Below are 20,071 nucleotides of genomic sequence, written 5' to 3'. Positions count from 1 at the left end.
GCGACGGTACACATGCCGAAGGCCAGGCAGTAAATCAGATCCGCTTTGCCGATGGCACGATCTGGGACGTGCCGACCATCAAGACGATGGTGCTGCAACCGACATCCGGTGATGACACCATCCTCGGCTATGCCAGCAACGACACCATCAACGGTGCCGCCGGCAACGACACCTTGAAGGGCGCAGCGGGTAACGACACACTCGATGGCGGCGTGGGCAACGACACGGTCTTGGGTGAAGACGGCAACGATGTGATCTACGGCGGCGACGGTGTCGACACCCTCCAAGGAAACCTCGGTGACGACCACCTGATCGGCGGCGTGGGCAACGACTACTTGTATGGTGAAGAAGCCGAAGGTGGCATTCACCCGAGCCGCATCGGCAACGACATTCTCGATGGCGGCGCCGGTAATGACGTGCTGGTCGGTGGCTTCGGCAGCGACACGTATCTGTTTGGTCGCGGCGATGGTCAGGACACGCTGTACAACGAAGGTGACCGTTATGGCAGCAACATCGATCCGACGGTGAATCGTCTCGACGTGTTGCAGTTCAAGGAAGGCGTGTTGCCGAGCGAAGTGACCGTGCAGCGAGTGAACAGCGACCTGATCGTTCGCATCGCAGGGACGACGGATCAAGTCACGTTGATCGGCTACTTCGTGGGCGACGGCACACATGCCGAAGGCCAGGCAGTAAATCAGCTACGTTTTGCTGACGGTACGATCTGGGATGTGGCCACGATCAAATCGATGGTTCTGCAACCGACATCCGGTGATGACACCATCCTCGGCTACGCCAGCAACGACACCTTGAACGGTGCCGCTGGCAATGACACGCTGAAGGGCGCGGCGGGTAACGACACGCTCGATGGCGGCGTGGGCAACGACACGGTCTTGGGTGAAGACGGCAACGATGTGATCTACGGCGGCGACGGTGTCGACACCCTCCAAGGAAACCTCGGTGACGACCACCTGATCGGCGGCGCGGGCAACGACTATTTGTATGGTGAAGAAGCCGAAGGTGGCATTCACCCGAGCCGCATCGGCAACGACATTCTCGATGGCGGCGCGGGCAACGACGTGCTGGTCGGTGGCTTCGGCAGCGACACGTATCTGTTCGGTCGCGGCGATGGCCAGGACATGCTGTACAACGAAGGTGACCGTTATGGCAGCAACATCGATCCGACCGTGAACAAGCTGGACGTGTTGCAGTTCAAGGAGGGTGTGCTGCCGAGTGAAGTCACCGTGCAGCGAGTGAACAGCGACCTCATCGTTCGCATCGCGGGGACGACGGATCAAGTCACGTTGATCGGCTACTTCGTGGGCGACGGTACACATGCCGAAGGCCAGGCAGTAAATCAGCTGCGCTTTGCTGACGGGACGATCTGGGATGTGGCCACGATCAAATCGATGGTTCTGCAACCGACATCCGGTGATGACACCATCCTCGGCTACGCCAGCAACGACACCATCAACGGTGCCGGCGGCAATGACACGCTGAAGGGCGCAGCGGGTAACGACACACTCGATGGCGGCGTGGGCAACGACACGGTCTTGGGTGAAGACGGCAACGATGTGATCTACGGCGGCGACGGTGTCGACACCCTCCAGGGAAACCTCGGTGACGACCACCTGATCGGCGGCGCGGGCAACGACTACTTGTATGGTGAAGAAGCCGAAGGTGGCATTCACCCGAGCCGCATCGGCAACGACATTCTCGACGGCGGCGCCGGTAATGACGTGCTGGTCGGTGGCTTCGGCAGCGACACGTATCTGTTCGGTCGCGGCGATGGTCAGGACACGCTGTACAACGAAGGTGACCGTTATGGCAGCAACATCGATCCGACCGTGAACAAGCTGGATGTGCTGCAGCTCAAGGACGGTGTGCTGGTCAGCGACGTGAACGTATCTCGCACTGGCAACGATCTGATCGTGCGCATCAGTGGCACGACCGATCAGGTCACGGTGGTGGGTTACTTCATCGGCGAAGGCACGCACCCTGAAGGCTATGCGGTCAACCAGATCCGCTTTGCCGACGGCACCACTTGGGACGTCGCGACTGTGAAAGCGTTGGTGCTGGCGGGCGGTTCTGCGGCAACTTCGGCGCTGAGCTCCTGGGCACTGACGTCCGCGTTGCTGGACTTCCACAGCACCGGCAGCGAGAGTGCTGCGCTCGGCGGCGAAAGCGGTTATGACCACGGCCGCCTGAGCAATCTCGACGGTATCGGTGTGGCAGCGGCCCAGTCGAGCAATTCGAGCTTCAGCCCGGCCCTGCAAACGCCGGCGCTGGCGAGCGAGTTGCGAACCAACGTCGCACGCATCGCTTGATGTAACGAGGCCTCGTTTCCTCCGCGTCTGGCACGAATTGGCGTGCCAGCGCGGGGTGTGCTCGACAAAGGTAGTTGGACAGCGCACGGGCAGGGCTGATCGGCGCCCGATCGGATATCCGCGCCATGTTATTGCCCACCCGGGGGGTGATAACCCTCCTGGTGGGTGATTGCCGATCCATGGGCTGCGGCCGACACTGCCCGGAGAACAAGCGCAGTCGCGATAACGGACTGTCGCCTCCTAAGTTGCTTCCATCCGGTAAGTCACCTGCGAGGAGAAGAATATGAAGAGATTGCTGACGTTCGTTGCAGTGATCGTGGCGTGGTCGTCGCCACCGGTGCTGGCTCAATCACGCTGCACGGAAACTGACAACAACGGCCTCACGACCATATCGTGCACGTACCAGTCGACGAGTATCACCGGAAAATCAAACGACACGCGCGAGGTACAGTACCAAGTCCCGCTGGGCACGGCTCCCGAGAATGGGTGGCCAGTGGTCGTGATGTATCAGGGCTCGGGCTACCCGGTTTTGTTTACGCGCGACAGCACGACGCCCTATGGCGGCCTCAACGAAACCAGGATCATTCGCGACCTGCTCGATCACGGTTATGCCGTCATCGCGCCACGAACCAAGGATTCGCAGGCGTTCTGGGATACCAACCTGCCGCTGGCGTGGCTGTGCTACACCTGTACCGACGACTACACGTTCTTGAGCAATTTATTCTCGGCCATGCAGTCCGGTTCCTTTGGCAATCTGAACAGCGCACGCTGGTTTGCAGCGGGAATTTCCAGCGGCGGCTACAACACGAGCCGCATGGCGGTGAGCTTTGGCGGCAAGTTCCGCGCCCTCGCCATCGACGCGGCTTCCTATGCGAGCTGTGCCGGGCCGCTTTGCGTGCTGCCGTGGAGTTTGCCGGCGAATCATCCGCCGACCTTGTTCTTGCACGGCGCCGCTGACACAACGGTGCCGCAATGGACCATGGACCAGTACTACGACCGCCTCGTAGCCATGGGGGTGGTCACTATTAAAATGATCGATCCGACCGCGGATCACCGATGGATCGACGCTGCGCCCCACTCGGTCCGGCCTTGGTTCGACGCGTATCCCTGATAACGGTCGTTTGTCGAACAGACGAGCCGTCCGCACCAGCGAGTGCGGACGGCGACTCCCTGCCGGCCTTGCTAAATTCGTGGACACTTGCCACCGTCCGACCTGCATGACAATAAGTCGATCAGCAGGGGGACACGATAGCAATGACATTCACGGCGAGATCGCGAGGCGCGGGGCGCGCTTCGTTGGTAAGAGAGCCTGCGAGCCAGCCCACCAATCAGTCGCCCGGGCCGTTGCCGGACTATGCCGCGTTGGTCGAAGCGGCGGGGGACTTCATCTATACGCTCGATCTGGAGGGGCGCTTCACTTATCTCAACCGCGCCGCCGGTCGCCTGTTGGGCCGCCCGGTGGAGGAACTGCTCGGTAAGAAGTTCACCGCGGTGCTTACACCACTGTCGTGCGAAATCGCCTTGAGGCATTTCGGTCGGGGTCTTGCCGGCACCGAAGCGACGCCCTTCTTCGAGGTCGAGCTCCTGCGCAGCGATGGCAGCACGGTGTTGATAGAAGTGCGGGCCGGCAGTCTGCATCGCGACGGTAAGCTGGTCGGGCGACAAGGGATCGGCCGTGACATCAGCGCGTTACGTTCGCTGCAGGAGGCGATCGCCGTCAAATCCGAACGGGTCGCGCTGCTCGAGGAACGTACACGGATCGCCATGTCGTTGTACGCGCGAATCGCGGAACTCACGGGAGAAGATACGCAGGATGCAGGCACGTCCTCGCAAGCATTGCGTCAGTTGCACGACACGGTGTTACGCGTCACGGCTGACAAACATGGCCTGACTGCATTCGATGTCAGCGTCTTGCGATTGCTGGCGCAAGGCGGCTCCAATCGGGAAATCGCGGCAGCACTCCATCGCAGCCCGCACACGATCAAGGACCACATCAAGAAGATCAAGGCCCGCGTCGGCGCGACACGCCGGGCCGAGCTGGTGACGACCGCGCTGAAACTAGGGCTCGTGACTCAAGACCGATGAGACTTCAGTTGCCCAGTGCGAGCCGTAACAAGTAGCCGCCGAGATTCGTTGTTTGCTCGTCAGGTGCGCCAAGCGCGGTGCGCGGCAGGGCATCCATATGTAACATTGCCTTCGCGAACGTGGTGACCTGTTGATGAGCGAAGGCGGGGTCGAGCTTGCCGATGTCGCCATCGGCAGGCGCCGTGCACAGATAATCAGGAATAGGGCACATGGAAATGCTCGGAATGCCGACGTCGTACAACGCGGCGCCTTCGCCAATGAAGACCTTGTTGCGCGGTGATAGCGTCAGCGAGCGAACTTTCGTGCGGCTTCGCAGGGCGTCCGCATAGATGCGTTCCATCGTAGCGTTGGTAGTGTAGACCAGCTCGCGCTCGAGCTGGCCCGTCGCGCGATAGTGCCGGCGCTGCTCGTCGTCCTTCCATTCCATGCAGCCCAGATGTTCGAGGGTCAGTCCGGCCACCGCCTGCGCGTGTCCTTGCTTGCCGTCCCACAGTTCCGGGTGTTTGCGCAGCCAGGCACTGGTCGATTGACCCTGGGTCCCCACTTCCGGCATTTGGAAATGACCGGTGGCAAACACGAAGACGAGCGAGCGTTGCCGGGCTTCTTTCGGCAGCGAGGCCGCATATCGCGCGAGTGCGAGCAATCCCGCCGGCCCGTTCTCCTCGCAAGCGTTGGGGCCATCCGTGTGCGTGTTGATGATGATCGTCTCGGCGGCGTTCGTGCCAGGCAACACTGCGTAAAGTGTTTCGGTCAACGCCTGCGGATCCAGATCGGCTTCCATCGTCAACGTCGCTTGAGCGCCGCGTTTTGCCGCGGCTTCGAGCTGGGCGCCGCTCTGCGGTCCCACCCATAGCGCGGGACAATCTTGGTAGGGTGTCGTGAACGGCAGATATTGATTCAACGCATTCTGCTCGGAACAGCCGCGCCATACGCAGATTACGCCGCGCACGCCGGCTTTGCCGGCCGCACTCAACTGAATGCCTGACGCTTTGAGCAACCCGCCGATCAGCGGCGTGCTCAGGTCGTCGGGGAAGTCGGCGGTCGGGTCCGGCGTCGGCGTCTTGCACGTGAACATCATGTACCTGAGGAGCCAGCCGATGTCCGGCGTGTCGACCTCGACGATCGCGATCTTACCCGCGGCCGATTCGAACGAATCCGGCGCCTTGCCGAGATACACGAGGGGCGCACGCACGCCGCTCGCGGGCGTGACGCCCGAGTACGGAAAATATGCGCTGACCGGCACGCTGCGCGCACTCCCGGAGGTTTCCCGGACGCTGAGTTCCCAACGCTTGGGATGCCAGCGCCTGAATCGGTAACTGTCGCGTTGGACCTGCAGCCCGATGTCCGTCAATTCCGTGGCGATGAATTCCAGTGAGCGCCGATGTGCGTCGCTGCCGGTGAGTCGCGGACCGAAACTGTTGAGCGCTTCGATCCAGGACCAGAGGCGGTCTTGTGAAGGCAGTCGCGCCGGGTCGAAAGATTGTTTGAGAGGAGCAATGCCAGGGTCCGAGGCCCATGCGCCGGGTGAGCCAGGCAGCAGCGTGCAAGCGCCCGCTGCCAGAAGTCCGCGAGTGGCGTCGCGCCGTGTTACTGACATCATTCCCCCCCGATCAAACCGCATGAGACGCGCGCAACTGCTTCTTGTCGATCTTTCCAGTGGCGCCGAGCGGCATGCGCTCCACGAATCGCACCTCGTCCGGCATCCACCACTTGGCAATGCGACCTTCCAGGAATGCGAGCAGTTCCTCCGGCGTGGCGCTTTGTCCTTCCTTCAGTTGTACCACCAGCAGCGGGCGTTCGCTCCATTTGGGGTGAGGCATCCCGATCACGGCCGCGAGCGCCGCCTTCGGATGCGCGGCGACGATATTCTCGATGGCGATGGAGCTGATCCATTCGCCGCCCGATTTGATCACATCCTTGGCGCGATCGGTGATCTGCATGAACCCGTGGCGATCGATGCTCGCAATGTCGCCCGTGTCGAAGTAACCGCGCTCATCGAGTACGTCCGCAGTCGCGTTCTTGAAATAGTTGGCGGCTACGGCTGGGCCGCTGGCGAGCAAATAACCATGAGCGCTGCCATCGTGGGGCAGATCGGCGCGCGAGTCATCGACGATGCGCATGTCCACGCCCAACGGCGGCCGGCCCTGTTTCGCCCGGCAGGGCATCTGGTCTTCGAAGGGCAGCTCCACCCTGTCGGCCGTAGGGGCGGCGACACAACCGAGCGGGGAGAGCTCGGTCATGCCCCAGCCGTGCAACACTTCGACACCGAAGCGGTCGTGGAAGGTACGAATCATGTGCTCCGGACAGGCGGCGCCGCCGACGATGACCTTTCGTAACGAGGTGAGCTTGCCGTCGGTCGCGAGCAGATGCTGGAGCAGGACTTGCCACACAGTAGGCACGGCGGCCGAGAACGTCACAGCCTCGCTCTCGATCAGTTCGTGGATCGCGGCGCCATCCAGTCGAGCGCCGGGCATGACGAGTTTGGCGCCGACCGCCGGCGCGGAGAACGCCAGACCCCAGGCGTTGGCATGAAACATGGGAACGATCGGTAGCACGACATCTCGCTGCGACAGTCCCATGATGTCCTGTTGCAGTGTCATGAACGTGTGCAGGAAGTTCGAGCGGTGCGAATAGAGCACGCCTTTCGGATCGCCCGTGGTGCCGCTGGTGTAGCACAGGCCGGCCGCCGTGTTCTCATCGAAGCCGCCCCACGATGCCGGGGCATGCGCGGTGAGCAGCGGCTCGTATGCGAGGACGTTTCTCAGGCTCGTTACAGGCGGTTCGTCCTCATCGCTCATCACGACGACGCGTTCGACGCTCGGGCACCGGCTCAGTGTTTGTTCCAGCAACGGAAGAAACGGCGCATCCGTGAAGACGATCCGGTCCTCGGCGTGGTTGATGATATAGGCCAGCTGCTCGATGAAAAGACGCGGATTGAGCGTGTGGCACACGGCGCCGATGCCCATGGTCGCGTACCACACCTCCATGTGCCGATCGGTATTCCATGCCAGGGTCGCGACGCGGTCTCCTGGGCGAATGCCCGCGGCGAGCAGGGCGCCAGAAAGTTGCCGTGCCCGGGTATGAAGCTTCTTATAGGTTGTTCGTACCAGCGGACCGGCCACCGACCGCGTGACGATTTCTCGTTCGCCATGCCAGCGAGCCGCATGGTCGAGAATCCGATCCACGGTCAATGGCCATGGTTGCATCAAACCCTGCATGGAAAGTGTCGCCTTCGTCGATCAAAAGTTGAACTTCACACCGGCCGTGAAATAGCGGCCGATCACGTCGTAGAGCGTCGGATTGGTCGGATAGAACGTGCCGAGCGTGCCAGTCGGGACAATCGGTGGGTCCTTATCGAGCACGTTGTTCACGGTGAGATACAGCTGCATCGATCGATCCTCGCCCAGGCGATAGCCCACCGTGGCATCCGTATAGAAAACGGCAGCGACGTCGTTATCGTCGATCGTGACGCCGTCGATGCGGGCGGCATCGTAGGTGCCCGAGCCGATGAAGCGCTCCTGCACGAACAGCAGCCAGCGCTCGCTTTGATAGGTTGCGCTCAGCGAACCGGACCAGCGCGGATTCGCCGACAGGCCGACTTCACCGCTGCGATCGATCACCGGTGCGCCCGGCACCTCGCTTTCATATTTGTCGAGATACGAGGCGATCAGCCGCAGCCCGAGCTGCCCGCCGGCTACCTGCAATGGCAAGCCGACTTCGAAATCGACGCCACTGGTCTTGAGCGACGACAGATTGAGCTGCGGTGTGACGATCCGGGTGATCACGCCACCGCTGTCGCGAGTCACATTGGCGCAGGCAAGGGCCGACCCGGCGAAACATTCGTCCACCGTCAACTGCGCGTTGAGTGAGCCGATGACCGCATCGAGATCGATATCGTAGTAATCCACCGAGATCGACAGTCCCGGCAGCGCTGCTGGCTGGTAGACGATGCCGGCGGTGAACGTATCGGCCTCTTCGGGGTCCAGGAGCGGATTGCCGACCGAACCGACGATCACCGGAGTCTGGGCATTGCCGCGTTGAGGATCGATCACGGAACCCTGGCCTTGCACCGATCCCGAGAACAATTCAGCAACGTTCGGCGCGCGAATATCTCGCGAGCGAGTGGCTCGAAGACGCAGGTCTTCGACGGGTTGATAGGTCGTGCCGATTTTCCAGGTGGTGACGCCGCCGCTGGTGCTGTAATCCGTGTAACGAACGGCCGCGTTCAGATCGAGCGACTGTGCGCCGGGCAGATCGCGCGCCAGCGGAGCGAGCAGCTCGATGAACCCCTCGTTGATGTCATAACTGCCGCCGACCGGCTGCGCGTTGGTCAGCGAGTAGCCGCCGGGCGCCGTGCGCAACACGCTCGGGAAACCGCGAATGCCGACGGCGGCATTGAATTGCTGAGAGAGCGGGTCTGAGGTCTGGTCAGCTTGTTCCTTGCGGTACTCGAGGCCGAAGGCGACACCGACCGGTCCCGCCCAGGTCTCGAACGGCTCGCCACGCATGCTGACCGATGCGACGTCTTGTTTGAGCTTTGTTTGATAACGAGCGGTGCCGAGCACGTAATCGAGCGCTTCCTGACTGGGCGAGCCTTCGCCGAACAGATTGATCGGCACGCAGCCTGGATACAGGCCGGGATTTGTCAGGGTGACGCGGCAAACGATGGAATTGTTGCTTGGATCGACGACGGCGTCCGCGGCCGCATACAAGCGCTCGTGAATCACATTGCGGCGGGTCTCGATGCGCTGACGATTCTCTCCGTGCTCGTAGTAGCCCTGCAGGCTCCAACCGTTGCCGATGTCCCAGTCGAACCCGGTCACGAGGTTCACGGTTTCGTTGGCGGCGTCGGCGTGCGCCGGGCCGCCGAAGTCGAAGCTGATCCGGCCCATCGAAAATGCCGGAATGCCATCGGCGGTCATCACGCTCTGGATGGCCGCTGGCAGGTAGGCGTTGCCGCTGAAGATCGTCAGGCCGTTCAAGCCCGGGATCATGAACTGCTGTACCTGGTTATATTCATTATCCGCCGTGGCGTACGCGCCTTCGGCGAAGACCTTGAAGGACGATGTCAGCGCATATTCCACGTGAGTGAAGGCACTCGCCGTGGTGACTCCGGCAGTGATATTCGTGCGTGGACGCGCGCCATCGCCTCCGACCTGATTCAGTACGCCGCGCGTCGTGCCAGGATTGAACGGCATGGGTGTGCCGCCCGGTCCAAACTGAATGCCTCGAAGCCGGTTGGCGGGATCGAACGATGCGACGATCACACCGCCGCCAGAGGTGAGCGCGCTGTTGAGGTTGGGCAGGATCAACAGACGAGCAGGATTCGTTGGATCGGGCAGGGTGCCCCAGCCCGCGGCGCCCCAGGAGCGGTCGTTGAGATCCTGTAAGCCATCGGTCTTGTAATACGAGGCGCTGGCGACAACGTGGCCTCGACCTTCGGCGAAGGACGTGCCTGCCGTCAGGCTCGCCTTGACGGAGTCGTCATCGCCATGCGTGGAGGTGCCGCTTTGTATGAGGCCTTTGACGCCTTCGAATCGGGTGTCGAGCACGAAATTCACCACGCCGGAGATGGCATCCGATCCGTACGCGGCCGATGCGCCGCCGGTGACCACGTCGACGCGACTGATCAATTCCTGCGGCAACAAGTTTGTATCGACAGCGCCGGATAACGCCGAAGGCGTCGGGCGACGACCGTCGAGCAAGACCAGCGTGCGCTGGGCACCGAGCGAACGCAGATTGAGGAAGCTGCCGGAGTTCGGGCCCGTCGCGGAGACGGACCCGGTCGATGGGCGGGTCGAGCCGCGAAACACGGGAAGCTGGTTCAATGCCTCGCCGACGATGCCAGGGGAGGCGAGCTGCAATTGCTCGCTCGAAACGACAGTCACTGGTGTGGGCGCTTGAGAGCCGTCGACAACGACGCGTGAACCGGTGACGACGACCTCTTCGAGTCCCCCCTCTTGCGCAACAGCGGCGTGTGCAATCAACGTGACCGCGGAGACCGCGGTGCTCAGGACCAGCTTCTTCATAGCGTTCCCCCAACCGTTAACGGCATGTAGCCGTCGATGTTTTGTTTGTGCCTGCAGTGTCGATGGCGCCATGCGGGCGGGCAATCACCCACCAGGGGGTTCTTACCCTCCAAGTGGGTGATTGCTCATCCGCGGGCCGGAACCGACACTGCTGCGACAACGAGCGCAGTCGCCGTGAATGACTGTCGCCGATCTCACATCGGGGGTTGGATGCAAAAGAACGTAGCGCGGAGCGCGATCGGCCTGACTGCCATCGCGCTATGGATGATGCACGGCCCGTGCGCTTTTGCTGAGGGTGCACTCGATCCGGTGTATCGCGACTTCGTCGAGCCACCCGCGGCCGCCCGGCCTCGCGTGTGGTGGCATTGGATGAACGGCAACGTCACCAAAGAGGGCATCAAGCTCGACCTGGATTGGATGCAGCGGGTCGGCATCGGCGGCTTTCAGAATTTCGATGCCGAGTTGCTGACGCCGCAAGTCGTGGAGCAACGCCTGGCGTTCATGACGCCGCCCTGGAAAGAAGCGATGCGCTACACGATCGATCTCGCCGAGGAGCGTGGCCTGGAGATGGCCATTGCCGCTTCGCCCGGCTGGAGCGAAACCGGCGGGCCGTGGGTGCGGCCCGAGCAGGCGATGAAGAAGCTGGTGTGGAGCGAACTGGAAATCGCCGGAGGCACCGCGTTCATCGGCAAGTTGCCGCCGCCGCCGACGGTGAGCGGTCCGTTTCAAGATATTCCGCAAGCGTCGACGCTGCTCAGCACGCCGAAGCCTTCGGTGCGTTTCTATGCGGACGCGGCAGTCCTCGCGTACCCCGTGGTCGGGCGTCATTCGTCGCCGGGATCTCCTCGGGTGACATCGAATGGCGGCGAGTCGATCGATGCGACGGTGTTGAGCGACGGCATCCTGACGAACTCGCTCACATTGAAGTTCGGTACTGCCGACGCGCCTGCCTGTTTGACGTTCGACTACGGCCGGGCTGCATCGATCGGCTCGATGTTACTGGCCCTGCCGAAACGGACCGACTTCTTCCGCTCGGCCGCCGCGGCGCCGACGCTCGAGGCGAGCGAAGACGGCGTCCGCTATCGCAAGGTGGCAGATGTGACATTCAGCGCGATCCTGCAACAGACCGTATCGTTCGCCGCCGTCACCGCACGTTACTTTCGTGTGTGCTTCGGGCCGCCACCGCCGCCGCCACACACCGATCTGCTCAGCGCCCCTGCCTCGGGCGCAAACCAGTTGGGGCTGTTTGCCAAGCGCGAGCCGCCGCCAAATTTTCAAGTGAGCGAGCTGCGTTTGTTTGCTACACCGCGCATTCATCATGCGGAGGAAAAGGCTGGTTATGCCGTAGCGGAAAATTACTATGCGTTGGCGACCGCGCCAGTCGACTCCGCCGACGCGGTGCCGCTCGACAGGGTGATCGATCTGACACAAAAGATGCAGCCGGACGGCACGCTCGCCTGGACGCCGCCGGCTGGACGGTGGCGGATCGTGCGATTCGGGTACTCGCTGACTGGCAAGGAGAATCATCCGGCAACAGCCGAGGCGACCGGGCTCGAAGTCGACAAACTCGATCGCGGTCACGTCAATGCCTATCTCGACGCATATCTCGGCAAATATGAGAACGCAGTAGGCGCTCAGCGCCTCGGTGCAAAAGGGATTCGCGCGCTACTCGTGGATAGCATCGAAGTGGGCGCGCAGAACTGGACCGAATCCTTACCGGTCGAGTTCCGCCGGCGCCGCGGCTACGAGCTCACGCCTTGGATGCCGGCACTCACTGGCGTCATCGTCGGCAGCGCCGAACAGAGCGACCGATTCCTCTACGATTTTCGGCGCACGCTGGCCGATCTCCTCGCCGATCATCACTATGGGCAGATTGCCGCCACTGCTCGGGCTCGCGGGTTGATCAATTACAGCGAGGCGCTGGAGCGCGATCGTCCGGTACTCGGCGACGACATGGAAATGCGCCGGCATGCCGCGGTACCGATGGCGGCGATGTGGACTTACTCCCCCGAGGCAGGCGCGCCGGCACCGGCCCGGTTCGCCGACATTCGAGGCGCCGCTTCGGTCGCTCATATATATGGGCAGAATCTGGTCGCGGCGGAGTCGCTCACGTCCGCGTTTGCGCCGTGGGCTCATGCACCTCGCGATTTGAAGCCGATGATGGATCTGGAATTCGTCCTCGGCGTCAATCGGCCCGTCATTCATACCTCGGTGCATCAGCCGTTGATCGACCGGCCGCCGGGACTTTCGCTGGCGGTGTTCGGCCAATACTTCAATCGCAACGAGACGTGGGCCGAACAGGCGAGCGCGTGGGTTTCATATCTCGCTCGCACCAGCCAGCTGTTACAACAAGGCACGTTCGTTGCCGATGTCGCTTATTTCTACGGCGAGGAAGCACCCCTGACGGCGTTGTATGCGGACCAACCGACGCGCGACGGGCCGACCGGTCACGGGTTCGATTTTGCCAACAGCGATGTGCTCCTGAACCGTCTGCGGGTCCAGGACGGCGATCTCGTGACCGTCAGCGGCATGCGATATCGGTTGCTGTATCTCGGCGGCAGCAGCGAACAGATGACATTGCCGGTGCTCCGTCGTATCGACGCGCTGGTGAGCGAAGGCGCGAGCGTCGTCGGCAATCGACCGCTTGCGAGTCCGAGTCTCGCGGACGATCCGGCTGAGTTCGACGCAATCGCGAGTCGGCTGTGGGGCGGAGCGCCGCCCGCGAAAGGTCGTGTCATACCCGGCCGTGACGTGGATGCGGCGCTCGCGATGATTGGCGTGCCTCGCGATGTCGATTATCGAAAGCCGCAGCCGGACAGTGACATCATGTTCCTGCATCGACGCCTCGACGACGGCGACGTGTACTTCCTGACGAATCGCAAGCCGCGCAGCGAATCTGTCGAAATGAGCTTTCGCGTGACCGGCAAGCGTCCCGAAATCTGGCGCGCGGACGACGCTCGCAGAGAGGCGGTGTCGTATCGGATCGAAAAGGGTCGGACCTTTGTGTCGTTACAGTTCGCGCCGCACGACGCGTTCTTCGTCGTGTTTCGCGAGCCGGCCACGACGAACGCAATCGTGCTACCAAAGCAGAGGGTTACGAGAGTTGCGACGTTGTCCGGCGACTGGGACGCGCGCTTTCAGCCTGGACGCGGCGGGCCGACATCGTCACAGAAGCTGGCCGCTGGATCGTGGACCCAGAGTAACGACCCCGCCATTCGCTATTTCTCCGGAACGGTCGCTTACAGCAAGGATCTGGAAGTACCACGCTTTCGCGACGGCGCGCGATTGATGCTGGATTTGGGTGATGTGCGCGAGCTTGCGGAGGTGTTAATCAACGATCGTTCGCTCGGTGTGCTGTGGCATTCGCCGTATCGCCTCGATATCACCGACGCGCTCCACGACGGCGGCAACCGCATCGAGATTCGCGTGACGAATCTGTGGGCCAATCGCCTGATCGGCGATGCGCAGCCGGGTGCCCGGAAAATTACGTTTACAACCTATCCGCCTTACGAAGCTGATGCGCCGTTGCGACCGTCGGGTCTGCTCGGACCGGTAACGCTCGATCGCGAGCTGCCGGCCGCGATTCGCCAATGACGCCTGCCTATTCATTTCAATGGAGTCACCGCTCGATGTTTCCATTCTTCGCTCGTGTGTCCCTGGTTTGTTTGTCGCTGGCAACGCTGGAGCCGATCGCGGCACATGCGTCCGCGTGCGACGCCTTGAAGGCGTTGTCGCTACCTGACACGAGCATCGACAGTACGGTGACGACCGCGGCGGGCCCTTATCGTGACGGCAGCAAATATTGGAGCCTGGCGGATGAGTTGCCCGAGCACTGCCGCGTGCGCGCCACCCTCCGGCCCGGTGACGATTCCGATATCAAATTCGAGGTCTGGCTGCCGGCGACGGCTGCATGGAATGGCAAGCTGCACGCCGGCGGCAATGGCGGCTTCGCCGGTTCGATCAACTATCAGAGCGGACTCGCCGCGGCTGTCCAACGCGGTTACGTGGGCGTGTCGACGGACACGGGGCATGTCGGTAAGGACGAGGACGCTTCCTGGGCCAAGGGCCATCCGGAAAAGGTGATCGACTATGGTCACCGCGCGGTGCACCTTGCGACGGCCAACGCCAAGGCCATCCTGCAGGCGTATTACGGCAAAGCCGCCAAGCGTTCGTACTTCATCTCCTGTTCCAACGGCGGACGCCAGGCGTTGATGGCCGCGCAACGCTATCCCGACGATTACGACGGCATCATTGCCGGCGCTCCCGCGAATGATTGGACCGGGCTCATGCTCAGCTTCATTTGGAACGCGCAGGCACTCCTCAAGCCGGGTGCGTATATTCCAGCATCGCTGGCGGCGACGATTCAGGCTGGCGTGAACGCTCAGTGCGATGCCCTGGATGGTGTCAGCGATGGTGTCGTGTCGAGACCGCAAGCGTGTAATTTCAAGCCCGAGCGACTGCTGTGCGCACCCGGGCAATCCGAACAATGCCTCACGACCCCGCAGGTCGAGGCGCTACGTTCGATCTACCAGGGTCCGCGTACAGCCAACGGCGTGCAGTTGTTTCCTGGGTTCGACCCCGGCGCGGAAGCGGGCTTTCCCGTGCCCGGCATCGGTTGGGACGGATGGATATTCGGCTCGGGCGCCGGCAACAGCAATCAGGGGCGCATGGTGACGAGCTTCATGCGCAGCATGATCACCGGCAATGAGAGCTGGCAGTTCACCGACTTCAATTTCGACCGCGATCCCCCGTTGGTTCTGGAAAAGGTCGGATCCGTGCTCAACGCCACCGATCCCGACCTGAGTGCGTTCGCACGTCGCGGCGGCAAGCTGATTTTGTTTCATGGCTGGGCCGACGCCGCGATACCGCCGCGCAACTCCATCAAATACTTCGAGAGCATGGGTGAGCGTATGGGCGAGCAGCAGCGTGCATCGTTCGCCCGTTTGTTCATGGTGCCTGGCATGCAGCATTGTCTGGCGGGGCCGGGCCCGAGTAGCTTCGGCGGCCTCACGGCAGCGACACAGCCATTGAATGCCGCCGTCGATCTGTCAGCGGCCTTGGAGCGATGGGTAGAAGAGGGCACCGCGCCGGAATCGGTGCGAGCGATCAGAGCGCGTGACATGGTGCGGGCATTGTTCGATCCCAAACGAGCCGATGTGGAGCGCAGCGGAGTGATCTGCGCTTATCCCAAGCAGGCGAAGTGGAACGGCACCGGCAACCCGGCGGACTCGTCGAGCTATGCGTGTGCCGATCTTCGAGCTGGCGAACGTTAGAGTGTCGTCTCGGTACGCGGTTATGGGCCCACCTTGACCAACCGATTTTGGCTCCATAGGCGCGCCTCGCCCTCTGTCATTTCCGACACTTCCGCACAATTGCTGAGTAGATAGCGCACCGTCGTTCCAGCGTGCGCTTCGAATGTAACCAGCTGTTCTTTCCATTGCCCCCATGCAAAGCAATGTGAGCCGACTTCGTAGCGGCCTGGGCTCACATCAAACTCCACACGTTGCAGCGGCATGAGCGATGCGATCAATTGTTTGTTTAGCGAAAGCCATCGATTGTTCGCCGAGCCGGCGAATGTTCCGTCTCTATACACGATGACTCGCGTCGCTGGCTCAGTCTTCGCAACAATTGGCGGTGCGACCAGTAGTCCGTGGGGTGGGGGCTGATTCGCAAACTCTGATGTGGAAGTTAGAGCCGAGCAGCCGCTAAGTGCGGTCGCGCACAGCAGGATAGCTCCGGTCCATGCGATGCTTTTCGTCGAGTTCCTCCGGCCGCGTTTACGTGCGGCGTGGGATGCAGCCGTTCAAAGCGCAAGATCACGGCCGGCAACGAGGGCGACGACGGTGGATCGCAGGGTTATGGCGCGCCTAGTGCCCGCGTGCAACGAGACCGGTCCTTAGAAATATTCACGTTGCGGAGAATATGTCACGCGCTCGGCTGGGGCGATCTGCTTGACAAGAAAGGAGTTCAACTTGAAGCGCTGGTAGTCAGCCGTCAGTGCATCCTGATACGAGAGCGCTCCTTGCAGAATGACGATTTCTTCGGAGGGTGTGTGCCAGTGGAAAGGCACTACGCAGCCGGTCCGCATGCGCACCATTCGAGTCCCGGGGCCCAGGCATGCGTTTTTTAATGCGATTGACGGCGGCTCGCAAAAAGAGCCCTCCGCCGCGGCGAGCGGTGGAGGGCGGAAGGCCCCGCTCAGGCCGTGGCGACGGCCTCCCTGACGAAATCGGCATACGTGCGCAGAGGGCGACCCAGAATGGTCTGCAAGCGATCCACTGCGTCCGCTTCGCCGTTCATGCCGAACTTCTGGATGCCGACCATCATCAGGCGCATGTCGTAGGCGAGCCAAGCGGGACCGAACGAGGCCATCTGTCCTTCGAAAGCGGCCACGTCGTCGCCCGCGTAAGTCACCGCTCGGCCTAGAGCAGAGCTCCAGATCTTTGCTGCCGACGCGCCCGTCAGCACGTCCGGACCGACCAAATCCATCGATACGCGCGGAAGAGGAGTGTTTGCTCTGTCCCGGCGCAGGAGCTCGGCAACGGCTATGTCGGCGATGTCTCGCGTATCGACCATCGAGACGCCAGCCAAGCCGATGGGCATCGGGTAGACGCCATAGTTCTGGATCACCTGCTGGACCATGCGTTCGTTCTGCATGAAGTAAGCGGGACGCAGGATGGTCGCTGGCATATCGAAGCTCTCGATCATGCGCTCGACGGTGTGCTTGCTCGTGAAATGCGGAACATTCGTGTATCTATCCGCGTGGATCACCGACAAATAGACAACACGCTCTATGCCGGCCTCGCGAGCCAAGTTCAGCGCGATGAGCGCTTGTGTCACCTCGTCGGGTGTCACGGCATTCAACAGGAATAGCGTTCGCACCGATGTGAGCGCTGCGCGTAACGAAGACACATCCGTTAGGTCCCCGACCACTTCGGTGACGCCGGCGGGAAAACTCCGCTTGCCCCGCTGGCGAACGAGTGCCTTGACCTCAGCGCCGGCGTCGGCCAAGCGTTGAACGATGAGAGAACCAATGGTGCCAGTGGCACCGGTGACGAGAATGCTCATGTGAATCTCCAGGAAATAGTGGGTTAGAGCGAGAAGTCCGCCACGACCTTGCCGGCGTGAGAGGCGGTGCGATTGCGTTCGATGGCCGCAGGAATGTCCTCGAAACGGACGACCTCGCTGACTTTGGATTTCAGCGCGCCGGTTGCGATGTCTGCAGCCAGCTTTTCAAGCAGAGCTGCGTCGGGCGTGTTCACGAACCAAAAGCCGCGGCGTCCAGCAGGCGTGCGCGCAAGGATGTCGGGCGACGACGTGCCCACGATGGCGCCTGTTTTCGTCAGGACTTGCCAGGAGCGATCGAGAACGCCGCCACCTACGTAGTCGAGTACGAGTTCGATGTCTCGAGCGATGTCCTCGAAACGTTCGGTCTGGTAGTCGATGACGTGGTCCGCGCCGAGACTGCGCACATACTCGATGTGAGCGGTGGATACGGTTGCGAAGACTTGGGCACCTGCTCGCTTGGCGTACTGCACGGCATAGCCGCCAAGTCCACCTGCCGCGCCGTGAATCAGAATTCGCTGGCCTGAGCGGATCGGGCCCGCGTGATGCAGGCTTTGCCAAGCCGCGACGGCCGCGACCGGTATAGCGGCCGCCTGGACGTCGTTCAGACCTTCAGGCGTGAGGGAGAGGTTCGCCTCGTTCACCGTCACGAAATCGGCGTAGGCTCCAAGTCCGCCGACCGGGCCCATGACCCGATCGCCGACCTGGAAGCGCGACGCGCCGTGGCCGACGGCCTCAACAATGCCCGCGAGCTCGATGCCTAGTACCGCCGGCAGTTGAAGTGGGAAAGCGTCTCGCACATAGCCCTCACGCACTTTCCAATCGATGCCATTGATGCCGGCCGCGCGAACTCGGACCAGTACCTGGGCCGGTCCGGGTTCGGGCTTTGCGATCTCGGCCACCTTGGCGGCATCGGCGCGTCCATAGGCTCGAATCAGTACTGCTCGTTGCGTGGTGTTCATTTCACGTCCTCGTATTTGATGGCGACGACTGCAAGATAGGCCGTTGCACGGGCGATACGAAGACGCCAAAATCGAGACGCCTGGTTTCAAAAACGGAACACTGGATGGACCTGAACGCTCTAGCTGACTTCGTGCTCGTTGCCACAAATGGCGGGCTCGGAAAGGCGAGCCGCGCAAGCGGCAGGTCGAAGGCGACCCTGTCTCGGCGCATCGCGGACTTGGAAGATGAGGTCGGCGTCCGCCTCATCGAGCGTAGCGCACGCGGACTGAAGCTCACCGAAGCTGGCGAGGCCTTGATGGCTCGAACAGAGGGGCCGATGCACGAGGTGGCTGAAGCGATGACCGCAGCTCGGGAGGGACTGTCGACACCTCGCGGGCGATTGCGGGTTGCTTCCCCGGTGTTGTTCTCGCAACTCGCGATGGGTCGGATTAGCGCCGAGTTCTGTGCGGCCTATCCGGAGGTCACGATCGAGGTCGCGGCAGAGGACCGCATGGTCGACCTCGTCGAGGAACAGTTCGATGTTTCCATTCGGATCAACCCGAGTCCGGATAGCAGCCTGGTCGGCCGATGCTTCGCCAAAGATCGGCTGGTTGTAGTGGCCGCGCCTTCTGTACCCATGCCGAGCCCTGGCGAAGTCAGACAAGTGCCCGGCATCGTGTTCTCTAATTTTCAACCCACCAATTGGGACCTCGACGAAGGCCGCCTGGTCTTAGAGCCCATCCCTAAGCTGAGACTTTCATCGTTCCTGATGATCCGCGACGCTGCTGTCGCCGGCGCTGGCGCGGCGCTCATTCCGCAGTCCATCGCATGGAGCCAACTTACTCGCGGGGAGTTGGTTCAGTGGGGGACGGTCACGGGTGCCGAGGTCGAGCTCTGGGTTTTGCACACCTCCAGACGCCTTCCGTCGCCCAAGGTTCGCGCGTTCGTCGAATTCATGTGCAACCGATACCCGGGAGTGTCTCTTGTGCTAGGACAATAGAAGCCTGATCGCTCGAAGTTCTCACGTTGAGATCGTCATAGATGATGAATCTCGATGAGCGTGCCCACGTCGCGCGCACGAATCGGACCAGCACCGAGTCCAGAAACGACCTCAAGCGTTAGCGCCTGCTCATGCGCTTCGATCCGCACTACCTCGTGCCTTGTTCACCGCGCCGTCGGAAGCAGCGCGCGAGTGGTCACAACAGCGAGCGAATGGTAGTGCTCTACGACCACGAGGTTCCGACGGTTGCATCCGCAGTCCCGCGAGACCGCGCGAATTTTCGGGAGAATTTTAGGGAGGCGATGACTTCTGCGAACGACGAAGATGCTGAGTCGCAGATTTCAAACCAGGAAAGTGGTGGGCCGTATAGGACTCGAACCTATAACCAACTGATTAAGAGTCAAATTAAACGATCAGGGAAATCGCGAGGTTGCCGGTCCGAATTTTATAGAAGCATGCCTAAAGAGCCCGGAAGCCGGGCGGGTTTGGGGTTTTATTTTATAGAGGCTGCTGGGCGCAGTGATCGAGGTCCGATGGCGAGGAGAGAGTTTCGCTGAACTAACGGCGATATAGGTTCGCTGAGCGGTGTTTGGAGTTTTGCCGAAAAGGCGGCGAAACTCAATGTG

At 61.8% G+C, this 20,071-nt stretch carries 11 protein-coding genes; 6 read left to right on the top strand and 5 right to left on the bottom strand.

Annotated elements, in window-relative coordinates; all coding sequences use genetic code 11:
- The 3 genes from ACFPN2_RS34425 to ACFPN2_RS34415 form a co-directional block, all read left to right on the top strand.
- A partial coding sequence (locus tag ACFPN2_RS34425) for a calcium-binding protein (protein WP_380605216.1) occupies nt 1-2,324 on the top strand: 2,324 nt, incomplete at its 5' end.
- A 283-nt stretch (nt 2,325-2,607) separates the two neighbouring features.
- A complete protein-coding gene (locus tag ACFPN2_RS34420) occupies nt 2,608-3,435 on the top strand; it encodes an extracellular medium-chain-length polyhydroxyalkanoate depolymerase (RefSeq protein ID WP_380605214.1) in 828 nt (275 codons plus the stop codon).
- A 143-nt stretch (nt 3,436-3,578) separates the two neighbouring features.
- Nucleotides 3,579-4,409 (top strand): PAS domain S-box protein, encoded by an 831-nt coding sequence (locus ACFPN2_RS34415; RefSeq protein ID WP_380605212.1) that lies wholly within the window; start codon nt 3,579-3,581, stop codon nt 4,407-4,409.
- Nucleotides 4,410-4,413: 4 nt separating this feature from the next.
- Here ACFPN2_RS34415 and ACFPN2_RS34410 read toward each other — a convergent pair whose 3' ends face one another.
- Genes ACFPN2_RS34410 through ACFPN2_RS34400 form a run of 3 tightly spaced genes read right to left on the bottom strand, consistent with a single transcriptional unit; the run spans nt 4,414 to nt 10,438 of the window.
- Nucleotides 4,414-6,009 carry a hypothetical protein gene (locus tag ACFPN2_RS34410; RefSeq protein ID WP_380605211.1) on the bottom strand — a complete coding sequence of 532 codons (1,596 nt, stop codon included), beginning with the start codon at nt 6,007-6,009 and terminating at the stop codon, nt 4,414-4,416.
- A gap of 10 nt (nt 6,010-6,019) precedes the next feature.
- The gene (locus tag ACFPN2_RS34405) at nt 6,020-7,627 is read right to left on the bottom strand and encodes a long-chain-fatty-acid--CoA ligase (protein WP_380605209.1); all 1,608 of its coding nucleotides are present in this window, start codon (nt 7,625-7,627) and stop codon (nt 6,020-6,022) included.
- Nucleotides 7,628-7,648: 21 nt separating this feature from the next.
- On the bottom strand, nt 7,649-10,438 hold the full coding sequence (locus ACFPN2_RS34400; protein ID WP_380605207.1) for a TonB-dependent receptor domain-containing protein: 2,790 nt from the start codon (nt 10,436-10,438) through the stop codon (nt 7,649-7,651).
- A gap of 210 nt (nt 10,439-10,648) precedes the next feature.
- On the opposite strand from ACFPN2_RS34400, the gene ACFPN2_RS34395 reads away from it, so the two are divergent.
- Both ACFPN2_RS34395 and ACFPN2_RS34390 read left to right on the top strand, forming a co-directional pair.
- The gene (locus ACFPN2_RS34395) at nt 10,649-14,032 is read left to right on the top strand and encodes a glycosyl hydrolase (protein ID WP_380605205.1); all 3,384 of its coding nucleotides are present in this window, start codon (nt 10,649-10,651) and stop codon (nt 14,030-14,032) included.
- Nucleotides 14,029-15,711 (top strand): tannase/feruloyl esterase family alpha/beta hydrolase, encoded by a 1,683-nt coding sequence (locus ACFPN2_RS34390; protein WP_380605203.1) that lies wholly within the window; start codon nt 14,029-14,031, stop codon nt 15,709-15,711. The genes ACFPN2_RS34395 and ACFPN2_RS34390 overlap by 4 nt, the downstream gene beginning before the upstream one ends.
- 925 nt (nt 15,712-16,636) lie before the next feature.
- On the opposite strand, the gene ACFPN2_RS34385 is transcribed toward ACFPN2_RS34390, so the two are convergent.
- Nucleotides 16,637-17,506, bottom strand: coding sequence for an SDR family oxidoreductase (locus tag ACFPN2_RS34385; RefSeq protein WP_380605201.1), 870 nt, complete (start codon nt 17,504-17,506; stop codon nt 16,637-16,639).
- Nucleotides 17,507-17,529: 23 nt separating this feature from the next.
- Entirely contained in the window at nt 17,530-18,465 is a 936-nt protein-coding gene (locus tag ACFPN2_RS34380) for an NADP-dependent oxidoreductase (protein ID WP_380605199.1), read from the bottom strand.
- A 104-nt stretch (nt 18,466-18,569) separates the two neighbouring features.
- Between ACFPN2_RS34380 and ACFPN2_RS34375 the strand changes: the two genes are divergently transcribed.
- On the top strand, nt 18,570-19,445 hold the full coding sequence (locus ACFPN2_RS34375; RefSeq protein WP_380605197.1) for a LysR family transcriptional regulator: 876 nt from the start codon (nt 18,570-18,572) through the stop codon (nt 19,443-19,445).
- The last annotated feature ends 626 nt before the right edge of the window (nt 19,446-20,071 follow it).

The organism is Steroidobacter flavus (assembly GCF_042651805.1).
GTDB classification, from domain to species: domain Bacteria; phylum Pseudomonadota; class Gammaproteobacteria; order Steroidobacterales; family Steroidobacteraceae; genus Steroidobacter; species Steroidobacter flavus.
Note: the sequence above shows the minus strand (reverse complement) of the source record. Positions and strands in the feature narration are given on the sequence as shown.